This window comes from Dyella sp. A6, assembly GCF_036320485.1.
In the GTDB taxonomy this organism is placed as follows: domain Bacteria; phylum Pseudomonadota; class Gammaproteobacteria; order Xanthomonadales; family Rhodanobacteraceae; genus Rhodanobacter_A; species Rhodanobacter_A aluminiiresistens.
In genome coordinates this window covers 1,173,737-1,197,778 of sequence record NZ_CP132911.1, presented here as the reverse complement: position 1 = coordinate 1,197,778, position 24,042 = coordinate 1,173,737, and the positions used below count along the sequence as shown (strand labels likewise).

Sequence of the window (24,042 nt, the reverse complement as noted above, 5' to 3'; positions counted from 1 at the left end):
TCGGCTCGAAAATCCCTTGGGAGGGTAGTGGAAACGGCTTTGGACACTTTGGACGGGACAACAACACCTTGTTTGGAACAATTAATTAAAGATCGAACGCACTCCACAGTTGAGCGCGAAGACTATCCAAGCCTTGATTCGCCTTTACTCTGGCATCGAAGTCGTCGATCCAAATGTTGTAATCAGCGAAGCTTCCCACCCCTCGATTCATCGACCCATAAATTGATCTTGCCTTGTTGAGCCCATCAGTGGCGTCAAGGGCATCTAGCGAAGCTGTTACGCCACGTACCCAGTTATGCTCCCCTTGCTGATGCAGAAGCTCCTGGAGCGAAGCTAAAAGCGATTTAATTTCTTCAAGATCCATATTCATTGAGCTCATTGCAAGGGGTTTCGGCTAATTACTTGTACACCAGGAATGTTCCAGGGCTTAGAAATGAAAATTTGATTTGTATTTGGGCCACCAAGATACACCCCTCCCTGATAGCCCACTGGCCCGTCGTACATCGTAGTCCCTGCCGGAAACTGAATTCCGTAAACAGTATCAATTGGCGACTCACCGGTCAGAACTCCGGTTGCCGGATCAATCCATTGAGGCTGTACAGCGCTATCGATTCGTACCTGTGCCAATGATTGCGGTGGTTCCGTCGTGAACCACTGCCCCAACTCACTACCTGGCGCACCTGAACCAGCACGATAGAGCGTAGTCACGTCATCAGAGACGCTCATGTTGTACTGCCCGCTATAAAAATTCGCCGCCGGAGTTCCGGGCATACTGGCTAACGGGCCAGGATTCTCGACTGCGTTGAATGTGTATTGAGGGATGCCTGTTGCTGCTTCGTTTGGAACATTATCCCCCAACGTCCACGTCGGCGCATCATTCGCAATACCCCAGTTCACCGATGTGCCGCTCATCTGCGACTGCGTGCCGCTGATCGTCCAGCCACCCTGCCCGTCCGGTACGGCTGACTCGGTCAAGCCATTCGTCCATGTGATCGTCGAAGTTGCATCGTCCACTGACGCCACACCTGCTCCGGCATCGGTGACGCCAGGTACTTTCTTCAATACGCTGCTGACCTTGGACGCCACCGCCCCCGCCGCATCCCCTGCCGCCATCGCCGCCTTGGTTCCCGCGGTCATGGCACCCTTCATGACCTGCTCGCTCAGCTCGCCGGCCATCGTCCCCGTGCCTACGGCGTTGCCAAGCACCAGCGCACTGTCCAGACCCTGCAGGGTGCGCTGGACGCCCGTTACATCCTGTCCATAGAGAGCATTCAGCTCCGCCGCACCGGCACCGCTCCATGCTCCACCGGTCTCACCCAGCGTGTTGCCGCTCTGCTGGAACCAGCCTTTCACGATGCCTACCGGGTTATTGGCGAAGTTCTGCATCGACTGCAACAGTCCCTGCTGCACTTTCTGGGGCCACAGGGGATCGGTCAGCAACGTATTCTGCAACTGCAGCGCAGCGCCGCCCGTCTCCTGGGCCAACCCGTTCAACGGTGTGCGTGTCACCCCCGGCTGCGCATAGGCTTGGTAGAAGCCGACATCGGCGCCATCGGCATACAGTGCCGGACGCAGGTATTGATTGCCCTCGGTGGTGAACAGCGCTTGTTGCTGCCCGGTTTCATTCGTGAAAGTGCCTTGCGCACTCGCCAGAAAGGTCTGGGCCGCCGTGTTGTCACCGCTGGACAGCATGCTCCGCCAGAGCAGGTCGACGTCCTTCAAGGCTTGCTGTGTCAGGCTTGCCGTGGCCTGGTCGGTCAACGCGCTCTGCTGATCCGGACTCAACGCACTCCAGTCGCAACCACATTGCTGCTGCGCAAATGTCGCTGCATGGCTCTTGATCCACTGGACTTCGTCCGGATGCAGTTGCCGGTTGTATTCGTCGCCGGCCAAGGCCGTGGAGGCACCCGCACCGCCGCCGACCACGGCGCCGACCAGCGTCGTGGCAAGTTCTGTACCGGTGTTTCCGAGCTTGCTTTCCAGGTAGGGCGTGGCAGCTTCGCCCGCTCCTGCACCCATGGCACCTTGCAGGGCATTACCTCCTCCCAATGCCGCTGCGGCACCGCCCACCACCGTATGCAGCGCAATGGCACCCGCGCTGCCATTTTGCAGACCTGCGGACTGTTCGATGTCGCCCGCTGCACGCATGCCCACATACCCCGCCAGACTGCCCGCCTCCTGCTGCTCGGCCACCTTCTGTGCGTTGAAGCCGTTCTTGACGCCATTCGCATCCAGGATGGACTGATCCCGTGTGAGACCGCTCAGGTCCTGACCGCGGTGGTTGCGGATCGTTACCGTACCGGCGGCCACGCCGCTTTGCGTGGTGCTGCTGGCATGATGGTTCTGCACGGACAGCCCGCCGCCGAAGCCCGCGCCACCGCTGCCTCCGCTCACGCTGACCTGCACGGCGCTGTACTTCGATTCGTTGTGCACGCTCTCGGCAATCAGGTTGCCGGTGTCGAGCAGGTTCAGGCTTGGGTCGGCGGTGCTGGCCAGCTGACCGCCCACCAGGTGCGTGGTGTCGCCCACGGTGAGCTGATAGCCACCGGCACCGGCCTGGATGCCGCTGGCTTGCGTCACGCTGGCATAGTGGCTGTCCACCTTGCCGTAGCTGGCACTGCCGCTGGCGCTAGCACCCATGCCCACCACCACCTTGCCGCCGACCTGCCACTGCGTGCTGGCGTAGTCGCCGGTGTCCTGCTCGCTGGTGACGTCGAGATCATGGCCGATATCGGCCAGCACGGTGTTCCCCTTGGCCTGCGCGCCCTGGATCGTGGTGTCGTTGCCGCTGAGCAGGCTCAGCGTGTTGGACGCATCGACCACCGTGTCGGTGTGCGTGGTGCCGTTGCCGTGCGCCTTGCCCTGGCCCACGCTGGCCTGGGCGTAGAAGCCGATGCCGTCGGTGCCGATCTGCAGGCCCACGCCACCGCTGGCGTTCTTGTTGGTGCTCTTGAGCGTGTGCTGCTCCGCCTGGCTCAGCAGGTTGAGGTCGTGGCTGGCGGACAGGGCCACGTCCTGGCCGTCGACTCGACTGCCGATCACGTTGAGGTCACCATTCGTCGCTGCGATGGTGACATCGCCTGCACTGCGGATCGCGCTTCCGTAGGTTGTCTCGTCGTGGGTGAGCGTGCGGCTGCTGGCGGTACTGCCGCCGATGCCCACCTGCAGGTTGATGCCATTGGGATTGCTTTTGCTGGCGCCTTGCAGGCCCTGGCTCGGCATGCCGGCCAGATCCTTGGCGTCATAGGCGGCCTTGGCGGCGTAGAGCGCTTTCAGGCGGGAATCGCTGCTGCTCCGGCTAGCGCCCTGCACGTCCTGGTAGGCGGTGGCCGCCATGCCCGCAGCGGCACCACCGATACCCACATGGATCCCCCCGGTATGCACGCTCTGCGTCTGCGTGGTGTCGGTGCTGCCCACCGCCGCATCAATGGTCACGTTCTGGCCCACGATCGTCGTCGCCGTCTGGCTCAGCACGTCGCTGCCGGTGATGTGCACGTCGTGGCCCGCCGTGAGCGCCGCCGCGCCGTGGGTGCTGCCCACCAGGCTGCCGGTGTAGCTGGTGTCCTGCACCGTGGTGCCGGCCTGGGTGGTGCGGTTGCCGATCAGCGCGCTGAAGCCGCCGCCGTTCATCAGGCCGGTGCGGCTGACCTTGGTGCCGTCGGTCTCGCTGTAGGTGTCCTTGCCCGCATCGAGCGTGAGGTCGTTGCCGGCCGCCAGCGTCACGTCGTGCGTGCCGGCGATCTGCACCGCCGTGCCGGTCAGGTCGTGGCCGGCCGCCACCGTCACCGTGTCGCCCGACAGCGTGCTGCCGATGCTCCAGGTCTGCGCCGTGCTGCTCTGGCTCTGCCGGCTGTAGCTCTCCGGGTCCAGCGAGCCGAAGCGCGTGGCGCCGGTGTTGAACAGGCTGGAGCTGGTGTGCGTTTCGCTGTGTTCGCTGGTGTGCGTCTGCTCACCCGCGCCCAGGGTCACGTCATGGCCGGCGCTCAGGCTCAGCGCGTCGTTAGCCGTGAGCTGGGCCGCCTGGGTGGTGAGGTCGTGCCCGGCAGCCAGGGTCACGGCGTTGCCGCTCACCGAGGTGCCGATGGCGTAGCTGTCGCTGGTGGCGTCGTGGGTGGTGGTCTTGCTGCTGGACAGCAGGCCACTGTGCGCAGTGACGGTGTCACGGTAGCCGCTGTGGTTCTCCTGCGCGGCATTGAGGTTGAGGTCGTTCCCGGCTGTCAGGGCGACGTTGCCGTTCGCGCTGCTCAGCTGGCCAGCGGTGACGGTGAGGTCGTGGGCCGCCGCGACGGCGAGGCCGTTGGTGCCGGTGAGCGCGGTGCCGCGCACGCTCTGGTCGGTCTGTCCGGTGTTGATGACGGTGTGGCCCTGGATGCTCTGGGTAGTGCGTGTGGTGCTGTCGGTCACCGCGGCCAGGTTGAGGTCGTGGCCGGCGGCGAGGTTCAGCGTGGCGCCGGTGAGCTGGGCGCCCTGGCCCACGAGGTCGTGGCCGGCCAGCAGGGTCAGCCCGCCGCCCGCAGTGAGCGTGCCCACGGTGTGCGTGGTGGTCTCCATGCTGTTGTGCGGCGTGCCGATGCGGTTGGTGCTGCTGGTGGCCAGCAGGCTGAGGTCGCGGCCCGCGAGCAGTTGCGCGTCGCCGCCAGCGTGGATCGCGGTGGCCGTCGCGGTGAGGTCGCGGCCCGCTGCCAGGCTGAGGTTGGCGCCGGCCATGACCGGCGCCGTGTCCAACGAGAGATCCCGGCCCGCCGCGATCGACAGATTGCCGCCGGCATTGATGCTGCCGGGAAGCTCGAGGCCCTTGAGCGCCACGGGACCCATCGACGTACCCAGGCCCGGCAAGGCCACCGCGCCCAGGCCCTGCGCCACGTTCACGCCGCTCAGCACGTCGTTGCCGGCCACCAGGCTCACGTTGCCACCGGCCTTGAGCGTGCCGCCGTTCAAGATGTTCTGTGCGGCGTTGATGCTGAGGTCGTTGCCCGCGCTGATCGTGCCGCTGTTGAGCAGGTTGCTGGCGGTGAGCTGGGCGTCGTTGCTCGCGGCGATGGTGCCGTTGTTGCTGATGTTGCCGCTGGCGTCGAGGATCACGTTCTTGCCGGCGATCGTCGCGCCGCTCGCCGCCAGGTGCTTCGCATCGGCCGCGCTCAGGTACACCACCGGCTCCAGCACCTGGTGGCCGTCCACCGTCACGCTGACCAGCCACACGATGTCCTGGGTGAGGCTGGCCATCTGCGCGGGCGTCAGCGCCACGCCCACCGACAGGTCGAACTGCTTGGCCACGTCGGTGGCGTTGTTCATCAGGTCGCGGTACTGATCCAGCGCATCGGTGTCGTCGGCCAGGTAGCGTCGGCCGGTCAGGTCGGTGATCTGGGCCAGCACCTGCTGCTGCTCGTAGAAGCCGTCGCCCAGGCGCTGCTCGGTGGCGGCCGGGTTCAGGCCCAGCTGCTGCAGCAGGTAGTTGCTGCTGATGAAGTTGTTGTACTGCGTGAACTGGGGGTTGCTCTCCACCAGGAACTGGCTACCGGGCTGTACGTTGACGGTATACAGGCCGGTTTGCGGCAGGCGCACGTTGGCGTTGGGGCCGACCAGGGTGGATACGACCTGCGGCGCAGCGGGTGCCGCCGTACCACCCGACACGGCGGACGCGGCGTGGCTGGGGGTATGGGTGCTGGCCGACGCCGGCGCGGTGTTCGTGGAGGCCACCGCCTGAGTCGGTGTACCGGCATTCGGAGCGCTCGCCGCCGCCGTACCGAGGTTCTGCGCCGACGTGGCGCCCAGCGCAGGCGCACCATCGATGGTCCGCGCCATTGCGAGGCCCAGCGAACCACCGCTGGCTTGGCCGGGCGCACTGCCTACGGCCACGCTGCCCACACCGCCCCCGGTACCACTGGCGTTAGCGACCGTGCCGGCGGCACTGCCGGCTACGCTTTGCGCGCCACTGTTCGCCCCCAAGCCGATCACCGCCTGCACGGGTTGGCCACTCGCGTTGACGACCGTGTTGTTGATGGTCTGCGCCGTGATCGACACCGTGTTACCGGCGGTCATGCTGGCCGCCAAGCCCGCGCCGGCGTTGTAGGTGACCCAGCTCGGCGCGGCGCCCGGCGCCAGTGAGATCTGCTGCTGGCCGTTGGTGGTGCCGTAGGTCCACCAGCCGCCGTCGATCCAGGTGCGGGGACTGTTCTGCAGGTACTGCCAGGCGGTCTGATCCTGAGTGCTCTCCGTCACCTGCGCGGTGGGTGCCCAAGCCACGTTCTGCACTGTGGCGGTGGATGTGTTGCCGCCGCCTGCACTGCCGTTCTGGCCGTTGATGATCAAATTGTTGCCCGCGGCAATGGTGGACTTGTCGTTCAACACCGAGCCATTCAGCGTAATGTTGCCACTGGCCAGCAACTGGCCCTGCGCACTGGTCGCCAGCAGCTTCGTTACCGACGTCACCGTATCGGTGGAGACGGACTGGAAGGACACCGGCGCTCCCACGCCATTCGGGTAGCCCACGCAACGACCGCTGTCGCTGTCGTGGGCATTGCAATACGCCGTGGCGTTCGCGAACTCGGCACTCCCGATCACCTGGGCCGCAGTCACGTTGGGCGGCTGGTGATTGGGATCCGTGTCCGTGGCGAGATAGCGCGCGAGCGGCGCGCCCGTCGCAGTGTTCTGAGCCTGCTCCGCCGCGGTCAGGTTATAGGTGGTGGTCTGGAACACCCGCCGCTGGTTGGTGAACTGGTTGGCGTCGAGGGTGATGCTGCCGTCGGACTCGATGTCGCCGGACAGGTTGGTTACGGCCTGTGCCTGGCCGCCGCCGGGGTTGGCGGCGATGGTGAGATCGCCGGTGGTGAAGACCGTGGCGTCGCGGTTGAGCAGAGTGCCGCTCACGTACAGATCAATGCTGTTTGCGGCCGCGATCAATGCGCTCTGGTACGGGTTGTTGGTCGTCGTGGTACCAAGGTCCGCGCCGTTGGTGAGGCTGCCGGCCGTGGCGACGAGGGTGCCGCCTATGATGTTGCCGGTATTGGTGAGGGCGTTGGCGGAGAGCGTGATGCCAGTGCCCTCGATGCTGCCTTCGTTGGTCAGCGCACCGCCGGTGGTGAGCGTGGTGGCGGCACTGTTGAGGGTGGCGCCGACGGCGTTGTCGATGCTGCTGGCGTTGACGGCCAGGGTGCCGACGGCCTGCAAGGTCGCGCCGGAAACGTTGCTGAAATTGCCGCCCAGGTTGAGCGTCAGGTTGCCGTTGGAGACCAGCTGGCTGCTGGTCGTGTTGGTGTAGCTGCCGCCCGTCGTCAACGTGAGGTTCTGGCCGGCGGCCACGCGACCCAGCGCGGTAAAGGTATTGGCCGTGAGCGCCACGTTGCCATTGGCGGCCACCGCGCCGCCGGTGTCGTCCAGCGACTGCAGCGTGAGCGACAGGTCGCCGCCCGCACCGAGGTTGCCGCCGGCGTTGGCGAGGCTCGCACTGCCGTTGTTCCAGGTGAGGCTGCCGGCGGCGTAGACCATGCCACCCGCGTTGTTCATACCACCAAAGGTGAAGCCCAGGTCCTGCCCGGCCACCAGATGGCCGCCGTGGCTGTTGTCCATGCTGGCGGCGATGAGCGTGACAGCGCCCTGCCCACCCAAGGTGCCGCCCTGGTTGACTATGCCCTGCTGTCCATTGACGGTGGTACTGCCGCGACCGCTGTCCGCGATGCGCCCGCCGGTGTTGTCGATACTGGCTGCCGTGAGACCGAGCGTGGCGTTGCCGTCGCCCGCACCGGCTTCGGTCTGGCCGGACCGATTGCTGAAGGCCCCGCCGCTGGATGCGCTCAGCGAGCCCATCGCCTGCAGCGCACCGCCGTCGTTGCTGAGGACGCCTTGCACCGTCGCGCCCAGCGCCTGTCCGGCATAGATCTGGCCCGCATTGGTCAGGCTGCCGGCCTGGAGCGTCACGTCACCGTTGCCGCCGATGAAGCCGCCCGTACCATTGGTCAACGCGCTGCCGGCGGCAATGCCCAGGGCCTGCGCGCCGGTGACCTTGATGTAGCCGCCGGTGTTGTCGAGCGACCCCGCATCTAGCGTCAGCGCGCCGGCGGCCTGCACCGTGCCGCCGGTGTTGGTGAACGCCTGCGTCGCGGTGGCATTGAGGGTGCCGGCGATCAGCGTGCCCTGGCTGTCATTGATGTTGACGGCATTGACGGTGGCGTTGCCGGCCATGCTCAGCGTGCCGCCGTTGTTGGCGAGCGTGCCGCCGGACTGGAGGTTCAAGGCGCCGTTGCCGGCGATTCGGCCGTGGGTGTTGGTCAGGTCGCCGTTGGCATCGAGCGTCAGCACACCGCCGCCCGCTTGCTGGATGGCGCCGCCGGTATTGTCCAGCGAGGCGGCCTGGATACGGAGGTTGCCGGCATTGCTGGCAAGGGTGCCGTAGGCGTTCTCGAACGCACCGGCGAAGGCAAGCGTCAGGTCGCCCGCACCCGTCTGGGTCAGCGTGCCGTATCGGTTGTCGAGGCTGGCAGCGGTCAGATCGAGCGTGGCGCCGCTGATGGTGCCGCCCTGCGCCGCCGTGCTGCCGCCGTTGATCAGGCTGCCTGGCGCAGTGATGGACACGGTGCCATTGGCGGCGAGGTTGCCGCCGGTGTTGACGACGTTGCCCAGGCGTGCCGATAGTGCGATGTCGCTGCCGGCACGCGTCTGGCTGCCGGTCAGGTCGATGGATTGGCCGGTGAAGTCCAGGTTGCCGGCGGCGAGCGCGCGGCCCTGCGAGGCCAGGCTGCCCGTCGCCGTCACGGCGAGCACGCCAGCCGATCCCAGTGTGCCGTCACCCCGTAGCCCCGCGGCCAGAGTGCCGTTGCCCGCGAGGCTGCCCACCGTGAGCGTGGTGTCGGCGGCGGAGGCCAGTACGCCGGTATTGGTCAGTACGCCGGCGACGTTCCAACCCGCATTGCCCGCCGCATAGCTGGTACCGCTGTTGCTGGCGTCGCCCTGGCTGGTCACATCGAGTGTGGCATCGCTGCGCAGCGCGCCCGTGTTGCCCACGCTGGCCGCGGCAAGTTGCACGCCTTGGCCGCCGTACACCGTGCCGGCGTTGGCGAAGCTGCCGCCAAGCCGCAAAGTGGTCAATGCAGCGCCATACAGGGTGCTGCCCGATGTCGTGTCGAGCCCCCCCGTGCCCTGGACGAACAAGTTGCCGCCGGACTGAATGACGCCGGCATTGCTGAGCAGCGACGCGGTGTCGGCGCTGAAGTCACCGGCGGCCAGCAGCTGGCCGCCGGCTTCGTTGGTCAGCGTGGCGTTGTGACTGATCGCCAGCGTGCCACCCGACTGCAGGCGGCCGCTGTTGTCGATCGCGGCGGCCTGCAGCGTGGCGTTGCCGCCGCTCTGCACCTGCCCGCTGTTGCCGATGTCGGCGCCAGTCAAGGTCAGTGCGCTGTTCGCGACAACCTTGCCGGCATTGGCCAGCGCTCCGCTGGTACCCACCTGCAGGTTGCCGTTGGCGCTCAGGGTGCCCTGGTTGACCAGCCCGTTCGCCGAGATCACGACGTCGCCGTGGTCGGCCTGCAGAACGCCACTGTTGCTGGCCTGGCCCTGTACGGCGGCGTTCACGCCTTGCGTGGCTTCCAGCGTGCCCGCATTGGCAAAGCTGCCGACCTGATAGCCGATGGCCTGACCGCTGTAGATGTCCCCGGTGGACGCGGAGCCGAAAGCGCCCGCGGCCTGCACCGTCAATCCACCATCGATCGCGTAGATCTTGCCGCTGTTCGTGACGTTCGCGCCGCCCAGCAGGTTCACGCTTTGCTGCGCCTGGATCGCGCCGCTGCTGACGACGTCGCCGGTGCTGCTCAGCGACAAGTCGTTCCCGCTGCGCAGCGTGCCGGTGTTATCGACGCTGCCCGCCGATAGCGTGTTGGTGCGGGCGGCATAAAGCATGCCGGCATTGGTCAGCGCCTGGCCCAACGTGAGGTTGACATCCTGCCCGGCATACAACGTGGCGCCCGCGGCGTTGGTGAGCGAGGCGGCCTGGGTCAGGGTGAAGTCGCTGCCGGCCTGCAACACGCCGGCGTTGCTGACGCTGCCGGTTTCGCCCACGGTGAGCGCGCCGGCGGCGATAAGTTGCCCCGTGACGGCATTGCCCAGGGTCGACCCGCCGAGCGTGGCCCGGCCCTTGGCATTGATCGTACCCGCGTTGTTCAGCGCGACTGCGGACAAGGCGAGGTCGGTGCCGCTCTGGATCTGCCCGCCGGCCTGATTGTCGAAACTGCCCGACGACAAGGTCATCGCCTGACCGCTAACCAGCACGCCGCTGTTTTGCACGGCATCGCCAACCTGCCATTGCAGGGCCTGGTTGGCGCTGAACGTGCCCGTGTTGGTCAATGACGACGCCCTCACCCTGATGCCGGACTGATCCGACTGCAGCGTGCCGCCGTTGGTGAATGCGCCGCCCACGGTGATGCCTGCGGCTTGCCGTGCCTCGATGCCGCCGGCGCTGGCCAACGATGCCGCGCCGAGCGTGAGGTCCTGGCTACCGTAGATGTCGCCACTGCCCTGATTGGTGAACGCGCCGCTCAGCGTGGCCGTCCATGGGCCGCCCAACGCATACAGTTTGCCGTTGTTGCTCAGCGTGCCGCCGCTCAGGGTCAACGCACCGCCCGCCTCGACGGTGCCGGCGGTCACCAGCTGCGCCGACGCGATGCTCAACGCGCCACCGGCCGTCAGGTTGCCCGCGCTGCTGAAGCTATTGCCTGCACGGAGCGAGGCACTTCCGTACGCGCCCAGCGTGCCGGTACTGGTCAGCGTGCCCACGGCCAGCGTGAGGTTGCCGGCCAGGGTTTGCAGCGTGCCGCCGTTCGTGAACGAGGCGGCGTGTTCCATGCTCAGGTCGCCGCCGGCCTGCAGCACACCGGCATTGCTCACGTCACCGGTCTGGTTGAGTGTGAGGGTGCCGGCGGCCAGCCACTGCGCACCGGCCGCATTGGTCAACGCGCTGCCGGACAGCGTCGCGCCGCCTTTGGCGTCGACGGTGCCTTCGTTGCTCAGCGTGGCGCCCGAGAACGCCGCGTCGGTGCCGCTCTGGATCTGTCCGCCGGCCTGGTTGTCGAACGTGCCCGACGACAGATTGAAGGCCTGCCCGCTGACCAGCACACCGCTGTTCTGCACCGCACCGCTCGCTTGCAGCTGCAGGTTGCGCTGCGCGCTGAGCGTGCCGCTGTTGACGAAACTCGCAGCCTGTAGCGCCAGGTCGGCCTGGTCGGATTGCAGCGTGCCGCTGTTGGTCAAGGCGCCAGTAAGGGTGATCGCGTCGCCCTGCTGCGCTTCGATGCCGCCCGCGTTGGTCAACGAGGCGGCATTCAATGTGACGTTCTGGCTGCCATAGACGGCGCCACCGCCCTGGTTGGCAAACGCCCCGGTCAGGCTGGCCGTCCAGTTGCCGCCCAGCGCGTAGAGCTTGCCGCTGTTGACCAGCGTGTTGCCGCTGAGGCCCAGCGTGCTGCCCGCTTGCACGGTGCCCGACGTGGCCAGGCTCGGAGCGGTCAGCGTTATCGCCCCCCCGGCGAGCAAAGTGCCGGTGCTGCGGAGATTGTCGCTGGCGCTGAGCACGGCGCTACCATGGGCGCCCAGCGTGCCGGTACTGGTCAGCGTGTCCACGGCCAGCGTGAGGTTGCCGGCCAGGGTTTGCAGCGTGCCGCCGTTCGTGAGCGAGGCGGCGTGTTCCATGCTCAGGTCGCCGCCGGCCTGCAGCACACCGGCATTGCTCACGTCACCGGTCTGGTTGAGCGTGAGGGTGCCGGCGGCCAGCCACTGCGCACCGGCCGCATTGGTCAACGCGCTGCCGGACAGCGTCGCGCTGCCTTTGGCGTCGACGGTGCCTTCGTTGCTCAGCGTGGCGCCCGAGAACGCCGCGTCGGTGCCGCTCTGGATCTGTCCGCCGGCCTGGTTGTCGAACGTGCCCGACGACAGATTGAAGGCCTGCCCGCTGACCAGCACACCGCTGTTCTGCACCGCACCGCTCGCTTGCAGCTGCAGGTTGCGCTGCGCGCTGAGCGTGCCGCTGTTGACGAAACTCGCAGCCTGTAGCGCCAGGTCGGCCTGGTCGGATTGCAGCGTGCCGCTGTTGGTCAAGGCGCCAGTAAGGGTGATCGCGTCGCCCTGCTGCGCTTCGATGCCGCCCGCGTTGGTCAACGAGGCGGCATTCAACGTGACGTTCTGGCTGCCATAGACGGCGCCACCGGTTTGGTTGGCGAAGCCACCGCTCAACGCGGCCGTCCACGCGCCATTGAGCGCGTACAACTTGCCGTCGTTGGTCAGCTTGCCGCCGCTGAGGTTCAGCGAACTACCGGCCTGTACCGTACCCGCAGTACTCAGGGTTGGCGCCGTCAGCGTCACGGCACCATCGGCGACCAGCGTACCGCTGCTCGTCAGGTTCGTGACGGCGTTGAGGACCGCATTGCCGCCCGCAGCGAAACGACCGGTGTTCGCTATCGTGGAAGCCGTGAGGTTGAAATTGCCGGCATCCGCCGAGAGGCTGCCGGTGTTGCTGGCGCCATCGCTGACCTGTAGCGTGAATCCCTGGGCTGACTCGAACGTACCCGCGTTGCCGAACGAAGCCCCCGACAACGTGATCGGACCGCCCGCGTACACGCTGCTGCCTGCGATGCTGGTGATCGCACCGTGGGCCTGCACGGTGAGCGCGCCGCTCTGCGCTTCGATCTGGCCGCTGTTGCCCACGGTGCCGTTGGCGGACAGGGTGATCGCGTTGTTGCCGTAGAGCACGCCCTGGTTCGTGAAGTCGCCGCTGCTGAGGTTGATGACGCCGCCGCCGGCGAGCGTGCCCTGGTTGGTCAGCGATTGTGCGGAGGTGAGCGAGACATTCCCGGTGGCCGTGGTCTTGCCTGTCAGCACCACCTGGCCCGCACTGGTCAGCGTGAGGTCGCCATTCTGGGCGATGATCTCGCCTTGGCTATTGACGCCCAGGCCCGCCTCGGTGCCGATCAGGCGAATCGCGTTGGCATACATGCCGCCCAGCGCCGAAACGTCCAGCGCCACGGTGGGCGTGGTGCCGGTCGCACTCAGCGGCTGGGTGGCCAGCGTCGCGTAATCGACCCGGTTGGGACCGGTGACCACATTGAGTTGGCGTGCCCAGACGCCGGCATTTATGGCCACGGCGCGCGCGAGCAGGTCCACCTGGTCGGTCGAACCGCTCGGCAACCCGTTCCCTCCGATGGTGATCGTGCCGCCTGTGACGGCCAGCCCGCTGAGCGAACCGTCGCCGGCGAACAGCGGCCGGCCGGTGGTCAGCGTGCCGCGCGGCACATTGATGAAGCCGCAGCCACTGCAGCTGATGCCGTTAGGGTTGGCGACCACCACCTGGGCAGCATGACCAGCGACTTCCATCGCACCATTCAGTTGGCTCGGGGAAGTGGACGTCACTTCGTTGAGGATCAACGAAGCCGATTGGCCATTGCCGAGGTTGAGATTGCCGCCGATGTAGCCTGCCAGCCGTGTGTTGCTGACCGTGCCGCTGTTGTTGAGGATCAGCCCGTTGCTGCCGACGTTGAACTGCTGGTAGGTGTTGTGCGAGACGCCTGCACCGTTGGGCGCGGCGATATTGACGACCGGCACGCCGTTGGGTGCGGCGATCACGCTCGTATGCGTGCCGCCGTCGGTGACCGTCTGCGCCTGGACCGTCGGCACGCCCAAGGCCAGGGTCAGGGCGGCCCACAACGCGTGACGGCGCAAGGAGCGGTGCCACGACACGGCGGCCGCCGGTACACCCGTGGGCTGGCGCAAATTCGCGTTCTTCATGGCATCGTTCCTCGATCAGATACGGCTTGCCGGCGTTTCGTCATACCGCCGGTGCCCTTGTTCCGTGACTCAGTAGGTGTAAATCCATTGCATGCCGGCCGTGGGCCGGCGCACCGGGAAACCACGCGGCGCCTGCAACGGCCAGCCAGCGAACAAATCCCAGCTCAGGCCCCATCGCGAGCCGCGCACGCCCAGCACCGCACCGCTCAGGCTGTGGCTGGCATAACCGCTGATGGAGTCGCCGCCCACGTGGCCTACATCCATGCCGCCGTACAGCTGGGCGCCCGTGCTGCCGATCGGCAGGTTGAGCGTGTTGCGCCAGTAGTACCCATGGCGGCCAGCGAGCACCGTGTTGCCGTCGTAGCCACGTACCGTGTAGCGGCCACCGAGGGTAAGGTCGTCCTCCGCATACAGGTGATCGCCGGTGGCCTGCACGTGCAACTCGGACAACCACACCCACGGTGTGGAAATCATCAGGAACGGCGTACTCAGGCTGGCATCGAGCGTGGCGAAGCCATAGCGATGGGTGGGACCACCCGCGACGCCTGCTTGCCAGTCACCACCCAGCCATGGCACCCCCCAGCGATAGGCGAGGCGCAGATCGAGCTGCGAATGCCCCAGGTAGCGGCGCTGGATCAAGGCCAGTTCCGCCGAGGTCACTTGCCGCCGCTGGGTCTGGATCTGCACGCTGTCGATATAGCTGTGCTCGTTGCGGGTGGCGACGGTCAGCTCCAACGAGGTGCGGCTGCGCGCGTCGCGGTGCAGCAGCCGCATGGCACTAGCCGCCGTCGTGCTCGACGTACCGGTGTAGGCGAAGGTTTGCAGCGACCCGAACACCGTCTGGCGGTAGGCGTAGTGCGACGAGGACAAGCTGAAGGTCCAGTTGCCCCACGGCACGCTGTAGTTGATGTTGCCGCCGTGCGTGCCCTTCGTGGGTTTGAAATTACCTGCACTGTGCGTGTAGCCGATGCTCAGCAGATCGTTGATGCCCAGCGGCTGGTCCACAGCCAGGGTGAGACCGCCCTGCTCCTTGCCGGTGCTGGTCGCGCCGCTGTCGTCGAGATTGGCGATGATCCGCCAGCGCTTGCCGCGTCTGACGGTGAGCACGAGGTCGGAGGTATTCGGCTGCGTGCCGGGGGCGATGTCGATGCGCGCGTCCTGTGAAGGAACACGCTTGAGCTGTTCCAGCCCCTGTTCGATCGCACGCAGGTTCAGGACGTCGCCGGGGCGGATCGGCAACGCGCTGCGCCAATCCGCCCTGGCCGAACCCGGCGCGAAACGCACCGCGCCCACCGTGCCGGCCAGCAGCACCACGCGCAGGCGGCCACTGGCAAGGTTCTGCGCCGGGATCACCAATCGGCTGGTGACGTAACCGCGCGCCAGCAGTACATCCGATGCACGGTGGGCCAGCAGGCGCAGGCCCTCCTGACCCAGGCACTGTCCGCGATAGGCGTCCAGGTACTTCTGCACGAAACCGAATTCTTTGCGATGCGCGCCTTCCAACTGCACGACATCAATGCGGAAACAAGGCGTCTCCGAGGGAACCGTGGTCAGGCGGTAGTCGAAAGCGTTTTTCCCGGACAGCCGCACGTCCGGCGCCGAACGCAAAGCCTCGCGTTGCTGCGCCTGGCGCTGTGCCCGCTCGCGCTGCTCCTGCTGGGCGGTCGTCGTCTGCGCATGCAGCACGCACGGAACCAAGCCCATCGCCAGAATGAGAGTCCATACACCCGCCGCATGCCATCGTTGCGACCCGACCACCATCTGCCGCTGCGAACCCGCGGCATACCGCCTTCCTTCGATGTCTTGCATGCGTCCCTTGATCCTTCCTACATCCTTGACCACCCCTGTATCCACTTCACTATTCCGTGTGAATGGCCTGAGCGATCACATCGCCCGTGCACATTTTAAGGGAGCTTGCCGGCGTTCTTCAGTAGGGCTTCGCCTACGCGAAGACGAAAGTTCTTACTAAATCACCATCGCCTGCATGACCAACTCCCACGTGAGACATAGCCCGATGGAATGCGCACCATGGCAGGCCTCCAGCCGAGGGTGACCGCCATAGCCCACCTCATCTGGTCGCATCTGTCCGAACTGGCAGTCGGGCGCCGCACTTACTGGCTCGCGTTGCACAAAGCACTTCTCTGCGCGCTATGCTTCACTCAATACGGCCTTAGGGTTAGGCATTTCAACAGGGGAAGTACATGACGTATCAAGCCGAAATCAGCAGGACTACTCCGACCGCATTTTTGTTCTTGGTTGACCAGTCGGGGGCCATGCAAGACACCATATGGCATTGTCGACTCCCCGTAATCTTGATCCAGGCATAACTGGAGGTCTCCGGGCAAACTAGCCCCAAGGAGACCGAAGATGCGCAAGAGCAAGTTCACCGAAAGTCAGATCGTCGCGACGCTGAAGCAGGTCGAAGGCGGTCGGCAGGTCAAAGATGTGTGCCGCGAGTTGGGCATATCGGACGCCACGTACTACGTGTGGAAGTCCAAGTACGGCGGGATGGAAGCGTCCGACATACAGCGGCTGCGCGACGTCGAGGCGGAGCACGCCAAGCTCAAGCGGATGTATGCCGAGCTGGCGATGGAGAACCACGCGCTGAAGGATCTGATTGCAAAAAAGTTGTAGACCCGGCGCACAAGCGCCCGCTGCTGACGTGGTTGATGAATCACTACGGCTGGAGCGAGCGCCGGGCCTGTCTGGCGATGGGCTTGTCGCGATCAACGGCGCGTTACCGCCGCCGACCGGATCGGGACGAGGAAGTGATTGCGCTGCTCGCTGAACTGGCGGAACGGTTTCCTGAGCGTGGCTTCGGCAAGCTGTTTCAGCTGATTCGACGCCGCGGTCTGGTGTGGAACCACAAGAGGGTGTGGCGCGTGTATTGCCGGATGCAACTCAATCGCCGCCGACGCGGCAAGAAGCGTGTACCGAACCGGCATCCGATGCCCTTGGCGGCTGGCGAGCAGATCAACGCTAGTTGGTCGATCGACTTCATGTCCGACGCCCTGTGGGATGGGCGGCGCTTCCGGACGTTCAACGTGATTGACGACTTCAGTCGCGAAGCACTGGCCGTCGAGGTCGACCTCAACCTGCCCGCCACGCGTGTCATCCGCACGCTGGAGCGGATTGCGGCCTGGCGCGGCTATCCGGCCAAGCTTCGCCTGGACAACGGGCCGGAATTCATCGCACTGGCGCTGGCCGAATGGGCCGAGCGCAAAGGCATCACTCTGGACTTCATCGAGCCCGGCAGGCCCATGCAAAACGGCTTCATCGAGCGTTTCAACGGCAGCTTCCGCCGTGGCGTGCTCGACATGTACATCTTCCGCACGCTCACCGAAGTACGTGAGCACGCGGAACGGTGGCTGGCCGACTACAACAACGAGATTCCCCACGACAGCCTCGACGGGCTCACGCCCGTCGAATTCCGACTTCAGAACGACCCGGCAACCTCTAATTTAGCTTGGCACTGATTTACGGGGAGTCGACACTGCAGCTCGGGCGCCTGTGCCCGCACCCGCAGAACTCAAAGCCGACATTGAATCGCCCGCAACCTGGGTTGCCGCGATTCGCAAGCGGCGGTGATAGTACATAACGAGACTAGAATCCTGCCAAACGCTATGACGTTGTTATTTCTTGACAACACCACCGACCACTCCAGAGACATCCAAATGACAGCTTACAGTGAACCGGTCAAAAATAAGGCGCGGCGTGCCGTCATCGAGAGCTCCATAGCAGCACTCACACAAAATCGAACCGAATCCACGCTTACACGACGATCATACGTTCGCGAAGTTAGAGATTACTTGGTAAACAATGGCGACGGATATGATCCAAAAATAGCGACAGAGCTATCAGATGATGCCATAGAAAGATGGGAGTCATTTTATGACTCGATAACGCAATTCAAGGCACCAAGTAACTTAAAAGTAGCGTATTTATCCGGCCCAAATCCAGAGAATGACCTACGCGTTTTTTGCGAGGCAGGCGTTCTTCCGGAAAACATATGGGCATTTGAATCTGAAAATGTGGTTTATTCTGAAGCAGTTTCGTCCGCCTTGGATTCTGAATTTCCATTTATCAAACTAATAAATGGCGGACTTGATGCGTTTGTCGAAGCATCCCCCCAGCGCTTTGACATCATCTACTTGGACTTCTGCGGCCCGCTTCCCAGTCGGAACAAAAAACAGAAAACACTGACTGCTTTGACAAGAGTGCTAGCTCAGCATTCCCTAAATTCGCCCGGGGCCTTGATCACAAATTTCTCGCTACCTACGATGCAGCAAGACCCTATCGGCCGCACCCTGCTTGCTAAGCTGGTTGCTTGCTATCTTTATCCCAAAAGCTTCCTTGAGGACAAAGAGTCGGAAAGTAACTTTTCCGAGGGGCCAGTATCCAATGGAATTGATCCATCGACATGGCTTCAGACAGTCGAATCCGATCTAGACCACTATTACGGACAATTTATTACGCGCCTACTGATGGACCATGCAAGCCTGATATCGCCATATAACAGGTTCCCTAAACATAATTCGCTTTTCGCTAAATTTTTTGACATTAAAGACACCACATCGCTGAAGAAAGCGATAGGCAGCATGTTTCACTTTACAAGCGACGACGATGATGATGGCGTCGGCGGCGACGTGATAGTGGATTCAGGGCAATATCCAATCCTTTGGACATTAGCTGCACTAGATAAAGGATTAAATAACAATGACACAAATTACCCTCAATTTGTATTTGAAGATGATGAATTCCCCAAGTTTGCAGAACTCTTTTTGTCCCAACTTGATATTGCTGGAAATAAAAAGGATCTCCTAGACAGCATCACCCTTCTTTCCTTCTTGCTTTCTGAGGGAGGCGAACAAGAGGAATTTCTGTCCGAACGAATTAAGCAGCTTCATGCAGAACATTCGTTTAAGGACTTTTACCAGTCCTGTGATCTCGTTTTGTTTCACCAAACAATTGAGGCCCTATTTCGACAGGTTGCAACCCCATATCAGGTAAACGTGGAGGAGACCAGGCGCTGGAGTTACCAGGCAAAAGAAACCCCCATGTTTATGGATATGCTTATCCTTGATGAATGTCGCTATTTATATGACTGGATGCCTACCGCTGACATGTTTTCCAAAGCGTTCACCAATCTTGAGCGACAGCTTGTCTATCGTTTTGCCTTGGATGGAGTGGCGAAGCATTGCCGGTGGTATAACCCCGAGTTCTTCTTAGGCACAGCGGTAATAGATCAATACACAGAGGATTTTGAAGCTAGAACATTGAAGCCTCGCGAAGTCATTTCAGGCACTTAACGCCCCGAGATAGCTTCGGCGATCAGCAATTCTCTATCCGCCGCGGCAATCTCTAGGCCACCCACCGCGGGATTGTCCCATGGTAGCAACATGACCTTTCTGGTACACACTTTGATTACCGAAGGGAACGCTTTGGCAGAAATAGAAACATTGCAGTTATTTGATTTATATGGACGTGCACATACTTTGGCGCCCGACCACTTGCAAAGTACGTACACAACCTCGCCTTACGGCACACACTTTGGTTTTCAGAACGACACAAGCTTTGGTGTCATGCCCACTTTGCTTGCCAAAGCAAAGGTCACCTTCGATGGAGGCAGCAACCGCGCAGGAGATGCCCGATGCGTCATTGGTCCATCGAATCCATCGAACGTGACACTGGACCAGAAAGCGAACTACCTTTGCATCAATGGGATGCATGTTCTGCGCGGACAGTGGGCGTGCGATTGACTTGACCGCAAAGCACGGTCAGCGGGCCGCCCGTGGGTCAAAAAGGGGAACGGGGTGTTTGGCTATTGTCTCGAACTGGCTGTGCGCAGCTTGCGGCGCAGCCCTGGCCTTACCGTGCTGATTGTACTGGCGATCGGCTTTGGGGTGTCGTCGTCCATGACGATGTATGCGGTATTCCGCGGCGTGTCCGCCGACCCGATTCCGTGGAAGTCGTCAAAGCTGTTCGTACCGCAGATCGATCCCTGGGGACCAGGTCACCGCGGAAATGACGAGCCGCCCAGCAAGCTGACTTATATCGATACGATGGCGCTCATGCATCAACATCGGGCCTTCCGGCAGTCGGCCATCATTGGCATGTCACGGCTGATCGTGCCGCCACGACATAGCCCGGCTGACGGCCTGATCAACGCCTCGGGTTATGCGGTCTACAGCGATTTCTTCCCCATGCTGGATGTGCCATTCCACTACGGAGCAGGCTGGGACACTGACGATGATGCGCGCGAAAACCCGGTCATCGTGATCGGTGCTCACTTGAACCACATGATGTTCGGCGGTGGCAACAGTGTCGGCAAAACGATCACGATCGCCGGCCACATCTACCGTGTTGTGGGTGTGCTCAGGCACTGGAATCCGCAACCGGAATTTTTCGATCTTCTCCAGTTCCGCAGACATGGCCCCGACTTCTTTGTGCCATTTCAAACCGTGGTTTCGAATAACGCGATCGGTGGCGGCAACCAGGGCGAGACCTGCAGTAGCCGTCACGATTCGGTCCAGACATTCAAGGAACTTCTGCGTTCGGACTGTGTATGGCTCTCGTACATGGTCGAGCTGGATAACCAGGCGGCCGTACAGGCGTACCGGCAGTACCTCGATGCGTATGCCCGGCAGCAGCAACAATTGGGTCGCTTCCCGTGGAATCCGAACAATCGGCTGCGCGACCTGACAGCCTTTCTCGCCTACAAGCACGTGGTACCCAGCAACATCCATGTGTCGCTGTTGGTGGCGCAAGGACTGCTGGTCGTTTGTCTGCTGAATGCCATGGGGCTGTTGTTCGCGAAGTTCCTGCGGCGCAGCGGCGAAATCGCCGTGCGGCGTGCACTCGGTGCGTCGCGGGTATCCATCTATGCCCAATTCCTCGTTGAGGCGGCTCTGATCGGTACCGCAGGTGGCGGCCTCGGGCTGCTGTTGACGGCCATCGGCGTGCTCAGTGTCGGCGTCGTGATGCCGCCAGAGCTCGCGGCCCTGGCGCGTATCGATCCGTCCTTGCTGGCACTCACGCTGCTACTGGCCGTGACAGGCACCCTGCTTGCCGCGCTCTATCCGACCTATCGGGCGTCGCGTGTGCCGCCTGCGTTGCAGCTCAAGGCACAGTGAGGACCGCGGCGTGAACGTCCACCCCATCATTGCGGCATTGCGGCGACACAAGGTCGCAGCGCTACTCATCGCGCTGCAGATAGCGCTGACTTTGACGATTGTCGCCAATGCTTTTTTCATCATCGGCAACAATATCAAGGACATGATCCACTCGACCGGAGTGAAAGAAGATGGGCTGATCTGCATCGTGCAGGGTCTGACAGGCATCTCCGGCAGCGATGCCACCGTCATCGAGAAGATAGATGCCTTGGAGCGCGCAGACCTGCAAGCCATACGGAATCAGCCGGATGTGCAGGAGGCTGCCGCATCAACGCAGGACGGCAACGTAGGCGACATTTCGCTTTACGCACATCGCAAAGGCAAAGTCCTGCATGCCGACTATTTTTATGGAGACGAGTACTTGCGGTCGACCCTGGGGGTGCGTCTGATCGCCGGTCGCGACTTTCTCGCGAGCGAGATCCGGCACGGCCATGCACTCCCGGATTCGCCTGTCGTCATCGTGAGCAAGCCCTTGGCCGATCAACTGTTCCCGAATGGGAACGCACTCGGTCAGACGATATTCCAGGACGGCAACGCTGCCACGATTATCGGCATTGTCGGGCCGCTGCAGTCATCGTGGGATGGCAATCCGGACTATTACTCGGTGATCGAGCCACAGCGAGTCGATACCTCCTGGCCAAAGTATTACGTGCGTGCGCGTGCCGGTCGCACAGCGGCTGCACTACGCGAAATCCACAAGGCACTTTTCGCTTTGAATCCGATGCGCGAAATGCCGCGTGGCGCTGGCATCTATACCTTTGCCGAGGGACAGGCCAGGGATTCGCGCGGTGAGCGCGGCATCGCGATACTGATGGCCGTGATCTGCGTCATCCTGCTGAGTGTGACCGCCGCAGGCATCGTCGGCCTGACCAGTTTCTGGGTTAGTCAGCGGCATCGGCAGATCGGCGTGCGACGGGCACTCGGCGCCAGAAGGATCGACATACTGCGTTACTTTCTGCTCGAGAACCTGCTGATCGTCGGGTGCGGTTCGATCGTTGGCGTGCTGTGTGCCTTCGGTCTCAACGGATGGATGATGAAGCACTACGAGATGGATCATCTGTCGCCCTTGTACGTCGCCCTGGGCGTGCTTGCCATGCTCGTGCTCGGTCAGGCTGCAGTGCTGTTGCCGGCACGCCGCGCTTCCAGGGTGCCGCCGATCGTTGCAGCACGATCCGCCTGAGCTCTGGACCCAGTCGATTTCTGCCGCAATCTTGCAGTGAAGATTGTCGACTTCCGGCAGCCAGCTTCGTCGCACGTACATCCCAACCAAAGGATGACCCATGAAATATCTCGGCCTGGCCTACTTCACTCCCGAAAAATTCGCCGCGATGGCACCTGCCGATGTCAGGGCATTGGTGAGCCAATGCCCTGCGCTGGACGAGAAGATGCGTGCCACCGGCAAGGTCCTGGTTTCAGCATCGCTTGGCGACCTGGACGGCTGGAGGACGCTGCGCCCGCGGAACGGGAAAACGCACGTCAGCGATGGGCCTTATACCGAGTCGAAGGAAATGGTCGGCGGCCTGTTCATCATCGAGGCCGACAGTCACGACGAGGCGCTGCGCATCGCATCCATGCACCCTGCCGCCAGGATCGGCGAAGAAGGCGGGTGGGCCGTTGAGCTCATCCCGATGGACTTCTACCTGACCTGATGCGTGGACTTTAGACCGGTATCGAGCACAGGTCTTGGCGGCGATGCCCGCGCCTGGCTCTCCAAGCTTTACGCTAAGCTCTCCGCCGGATTTGGTCAGCTGGCGCGGGGTGTCCTCGCATGCGCCCCGATGCGACAGCTGCGGCTCACACAGAAGACTTTGGAGACAGACGAATGTTCAGTCACGTGATGGTCGGCTCTGGCGATATCGAGCGATCGAAGCGGTTCTATGACGCGGTGCTCGGCGTGCTTGGCGTGGGCGAGCCGATGCGGAACACGAACCGCACCGGGCAGGACCGCCTGTTCTATCGGCATGATGGTGGCTCGTTCGGCGTCAGCGAGCCGATCAACGGAGAGCCGGCCACGTTCGCGAACGGCGGCACCATCGGCTTCAAGTGCGCGTCGCCCGAGCAGGTGCAGCAGTTTCACGACGCGGCGGTGGCGAACGGCGGAACGTCGGTCGAAGATCCGCCGGGCATACGCGAGAGCAGCATGGGCCCCATGTACCTGGCTTACGTACGCGATCCGGACGGCAACAAGCTCTGCGCAATGCACCGGCCCGGCTGATACCGTCGCGATCGTCTCTGGAACGACGGATCGGGCCCGACGGCTGGCGCCGCGAAGGTCTGGCAGTCGCTAGCCATTGCCGGTTGCCAGTTCGGCCCGCGCTTGCTGCCGGGCCATGGCCCATGGCGCGAACAGGACTCCGAAAGCGTCGACGGCGAAATGCGCGAGCATGCAGGTGATCAGGTTGCCGGTGTAGACGAACAGCAGGGACATCACCAGCGACACCCAGAAAATGGTGACCAGTGCCTTGGCACCGTGCGTGAAATGCGCCGCGACGAACACGATCAGCGAGACGGCGAAGGCCACCGACAGGCTGCCGAACACGCTCTGCCCGATACCGATGGCATAGCCGCGATACAGAATCTCCTCGGTGACCGCAGCCGTGAAAATCATGAAGACCCGGTACCGGGCCGAGAGGGCGTAAATCTTCTTCTGCAGGCCCGATCCGGATGCACGATTGAAGCCGAGCTTCGCCACGCAAAGCTGCAGCACGATGGCGCCGACCAGCATCACGACGATGGCCACCACAGTGGTCAGGAAATCGGTCCACCCGAACGGCCCGATGCCCATCATCGACGGCCAGGACCCGCCATCGTGGACGGCGATCGCAAGCACGATGCCCGCAAGCGCCCAGAGCGTCAGCCGGCTGGCCAGCGAAACCGCGTCCAGGGCAAGACACCGCACCAGAAGCACGAGAAGCAATGGGCCGCCCAGCGCTATCGCCAAACCCACAACAGGCATCGTCGGCACGAACTTCTCCCCCATGAAAATCCGGAAACGGCACGGCGTCCGATCATCGCACACCGACCCTATCGATGAAGGGCGAAATCGATGGCCGTGCAGGCTGCTGGCCTGCCCGCCTGGCGGGGCCTTGTCGACACCTGCACCGCCACG

The 24,042-nt window shown here is 63.3% G+C and carries 11 protein-coding genes; 7 read left to right on the top strand and 4 right to left on the bottom strand.

All coding sequences use genetic code 11. The features are described 5' to 3' along the window. Positions 1-85 precede the first annotated feature (85 nt). The 3 genes from RA164_RS05155 to RA164_RS05145 form a co-directional block, all read right to left on the bottom strand. Positions 86-370, bottom strand: a complete 285-nt coding sequence (locus tag RA164_RS05155; protein ID WP_329742898.1) for a hypothetical protein — start codon at positions 368-370, stop codon at positions 86-88. Between the two features lie 5 nt (positions 371-375). Then, positions 376-13,761, bottom strand: a complete 13,386-nt coding sequence (locus RA164_RS05150; protein ID WP_329742897.1) for a hemagglutinin repeat-containing protein — start codon at positions 13,759-13,761, stop codon at positions 376-378. Positions 13,762-13,830: 69 nt separating this feature from the next. Next, positions 13,831-15,570 (bottom strand): ShlB/FhaC/HecB family hemolysin secretion/activation protein, encoded by a 1,740-nt coding sequence (locus RA164_RS05145; RefSeq protein WP_329742896.1) that lies wholly within the window; start codon positions 15,568-15,570, stop codon positions 13,831-13,833. Between the two features lie 558 nt (positions 15,571-16,128). Between RA164_RS05145 and RA164_RS05140 the strand changes: the two genes are divergently transcribed. The 7 genes from RA164_RS05140 to RA164_RS05110 all read left to right on the top strand — a co-directional run bounded on the left by RA164_RS05140 (position 16,129) and on the right by RA164_RS05110 (position 23,148). Beyond that, positions 16,129-17,237 (top strand): IS3 family transposase gene (locus RA164_RS05140; protein ID WP_329742895.1). Its coding sequence is split into 2 segments (ribosomal slippage): positions 16,129-16,390 and positions 16,390-17,237, totalling 1,110 coding nucleotides; the frame shifts between segments, so codons are not numbered across the junction. A gap of 198 nt (positions 17,238-17,435) precedes the next feature. Next, positions 17,436-19,070 (top strand): hypothetical protein, encoded by a 1,635-nt coding sequence (locus RA164_RS05135; RefSeq protein ID WP_329742894.1) that lies wholly within the window; start codon positions 17,436-17,438, stop codon positions 19,068-19,070. 90 nt (positions 19,071-19,160) lie between these two features. Beyond that, positions 19,161-19,520 carry a hypothetical protein gene (locus RA164_RS05130; protein ID WP_329742893.1) on the top strand — a complete coding sequence of 120 codons (360 nt, stop codon included), beginning with the start codon at positions 19,161-19,163 and terminating at the stop codon, positions 19,518-19,520. 54 nt (positions 19,521-19,574) lie between these two features. Then, positions 19,575-20,894, top strand: a complete 1,320-nt coding sequence (locus RA164_RS05125; RefSeq protein WP_329742892.1) for an ABC transporter permease — start codon at positions 19,575-19,577, stop codon at positions 20,892-20,894. Positions 20,895-20,904: 10 nt separating this feature from the next. Next, entirely contained in the window at positions 20,905-22,113 is a 1,209-nt protein-coding gene (locus tag RA164_RS05120; RefSeq protein WP_329742891.1) for an ABC transporter permease, read from the top strand. A 100-nt stretch (positions 22,114-22,213) separates the two neighbouring features. Further along, the gene (locus RA164_RS05115) at positions 22,214-22,582 is read left to right on the top strand and encodes a YciI family protein (RefSeq protein WP_329742890.1); all 369 of its coding nucleotides are present in this window, start codon (positions 22,214-22,216) and stop codon (positions 22,580-22,582) included. 173 nt (positions 22,583-22,755) lie between these two features. Further along, positions 22,756-23,148 carry a VOC family protein gene (locus RA164_RS05110; protein ID WP_329743482.1) on the top strand — a complete coding sequence of 131 codons (393 nt, stop codon included), beginning with the start codon at positions 22,756-22,758 and terminating at the stop codon, positions 23,146-23,148. Between the two features lie 69 nt (positions 23,149-23,217). Here RA164_RS05110 and RA164_RS05105 read toward each other — a convergent pair whose 3' ends face one another. Next, positions 23,218-23,913 (bottom strand): CPBP family intramembrane glutamic endopeptidase, encoded by a 696-nt coding sequence (locus RA164_RS05105; RefSeq protein WP_329742889.1) that lies wholly within the window; start codon positions 23,911-23,913, stop codon positions 23,218-23,220. Between the last annotated feature and the right edge of the window lie 129 nt (positions 23,914-24,042).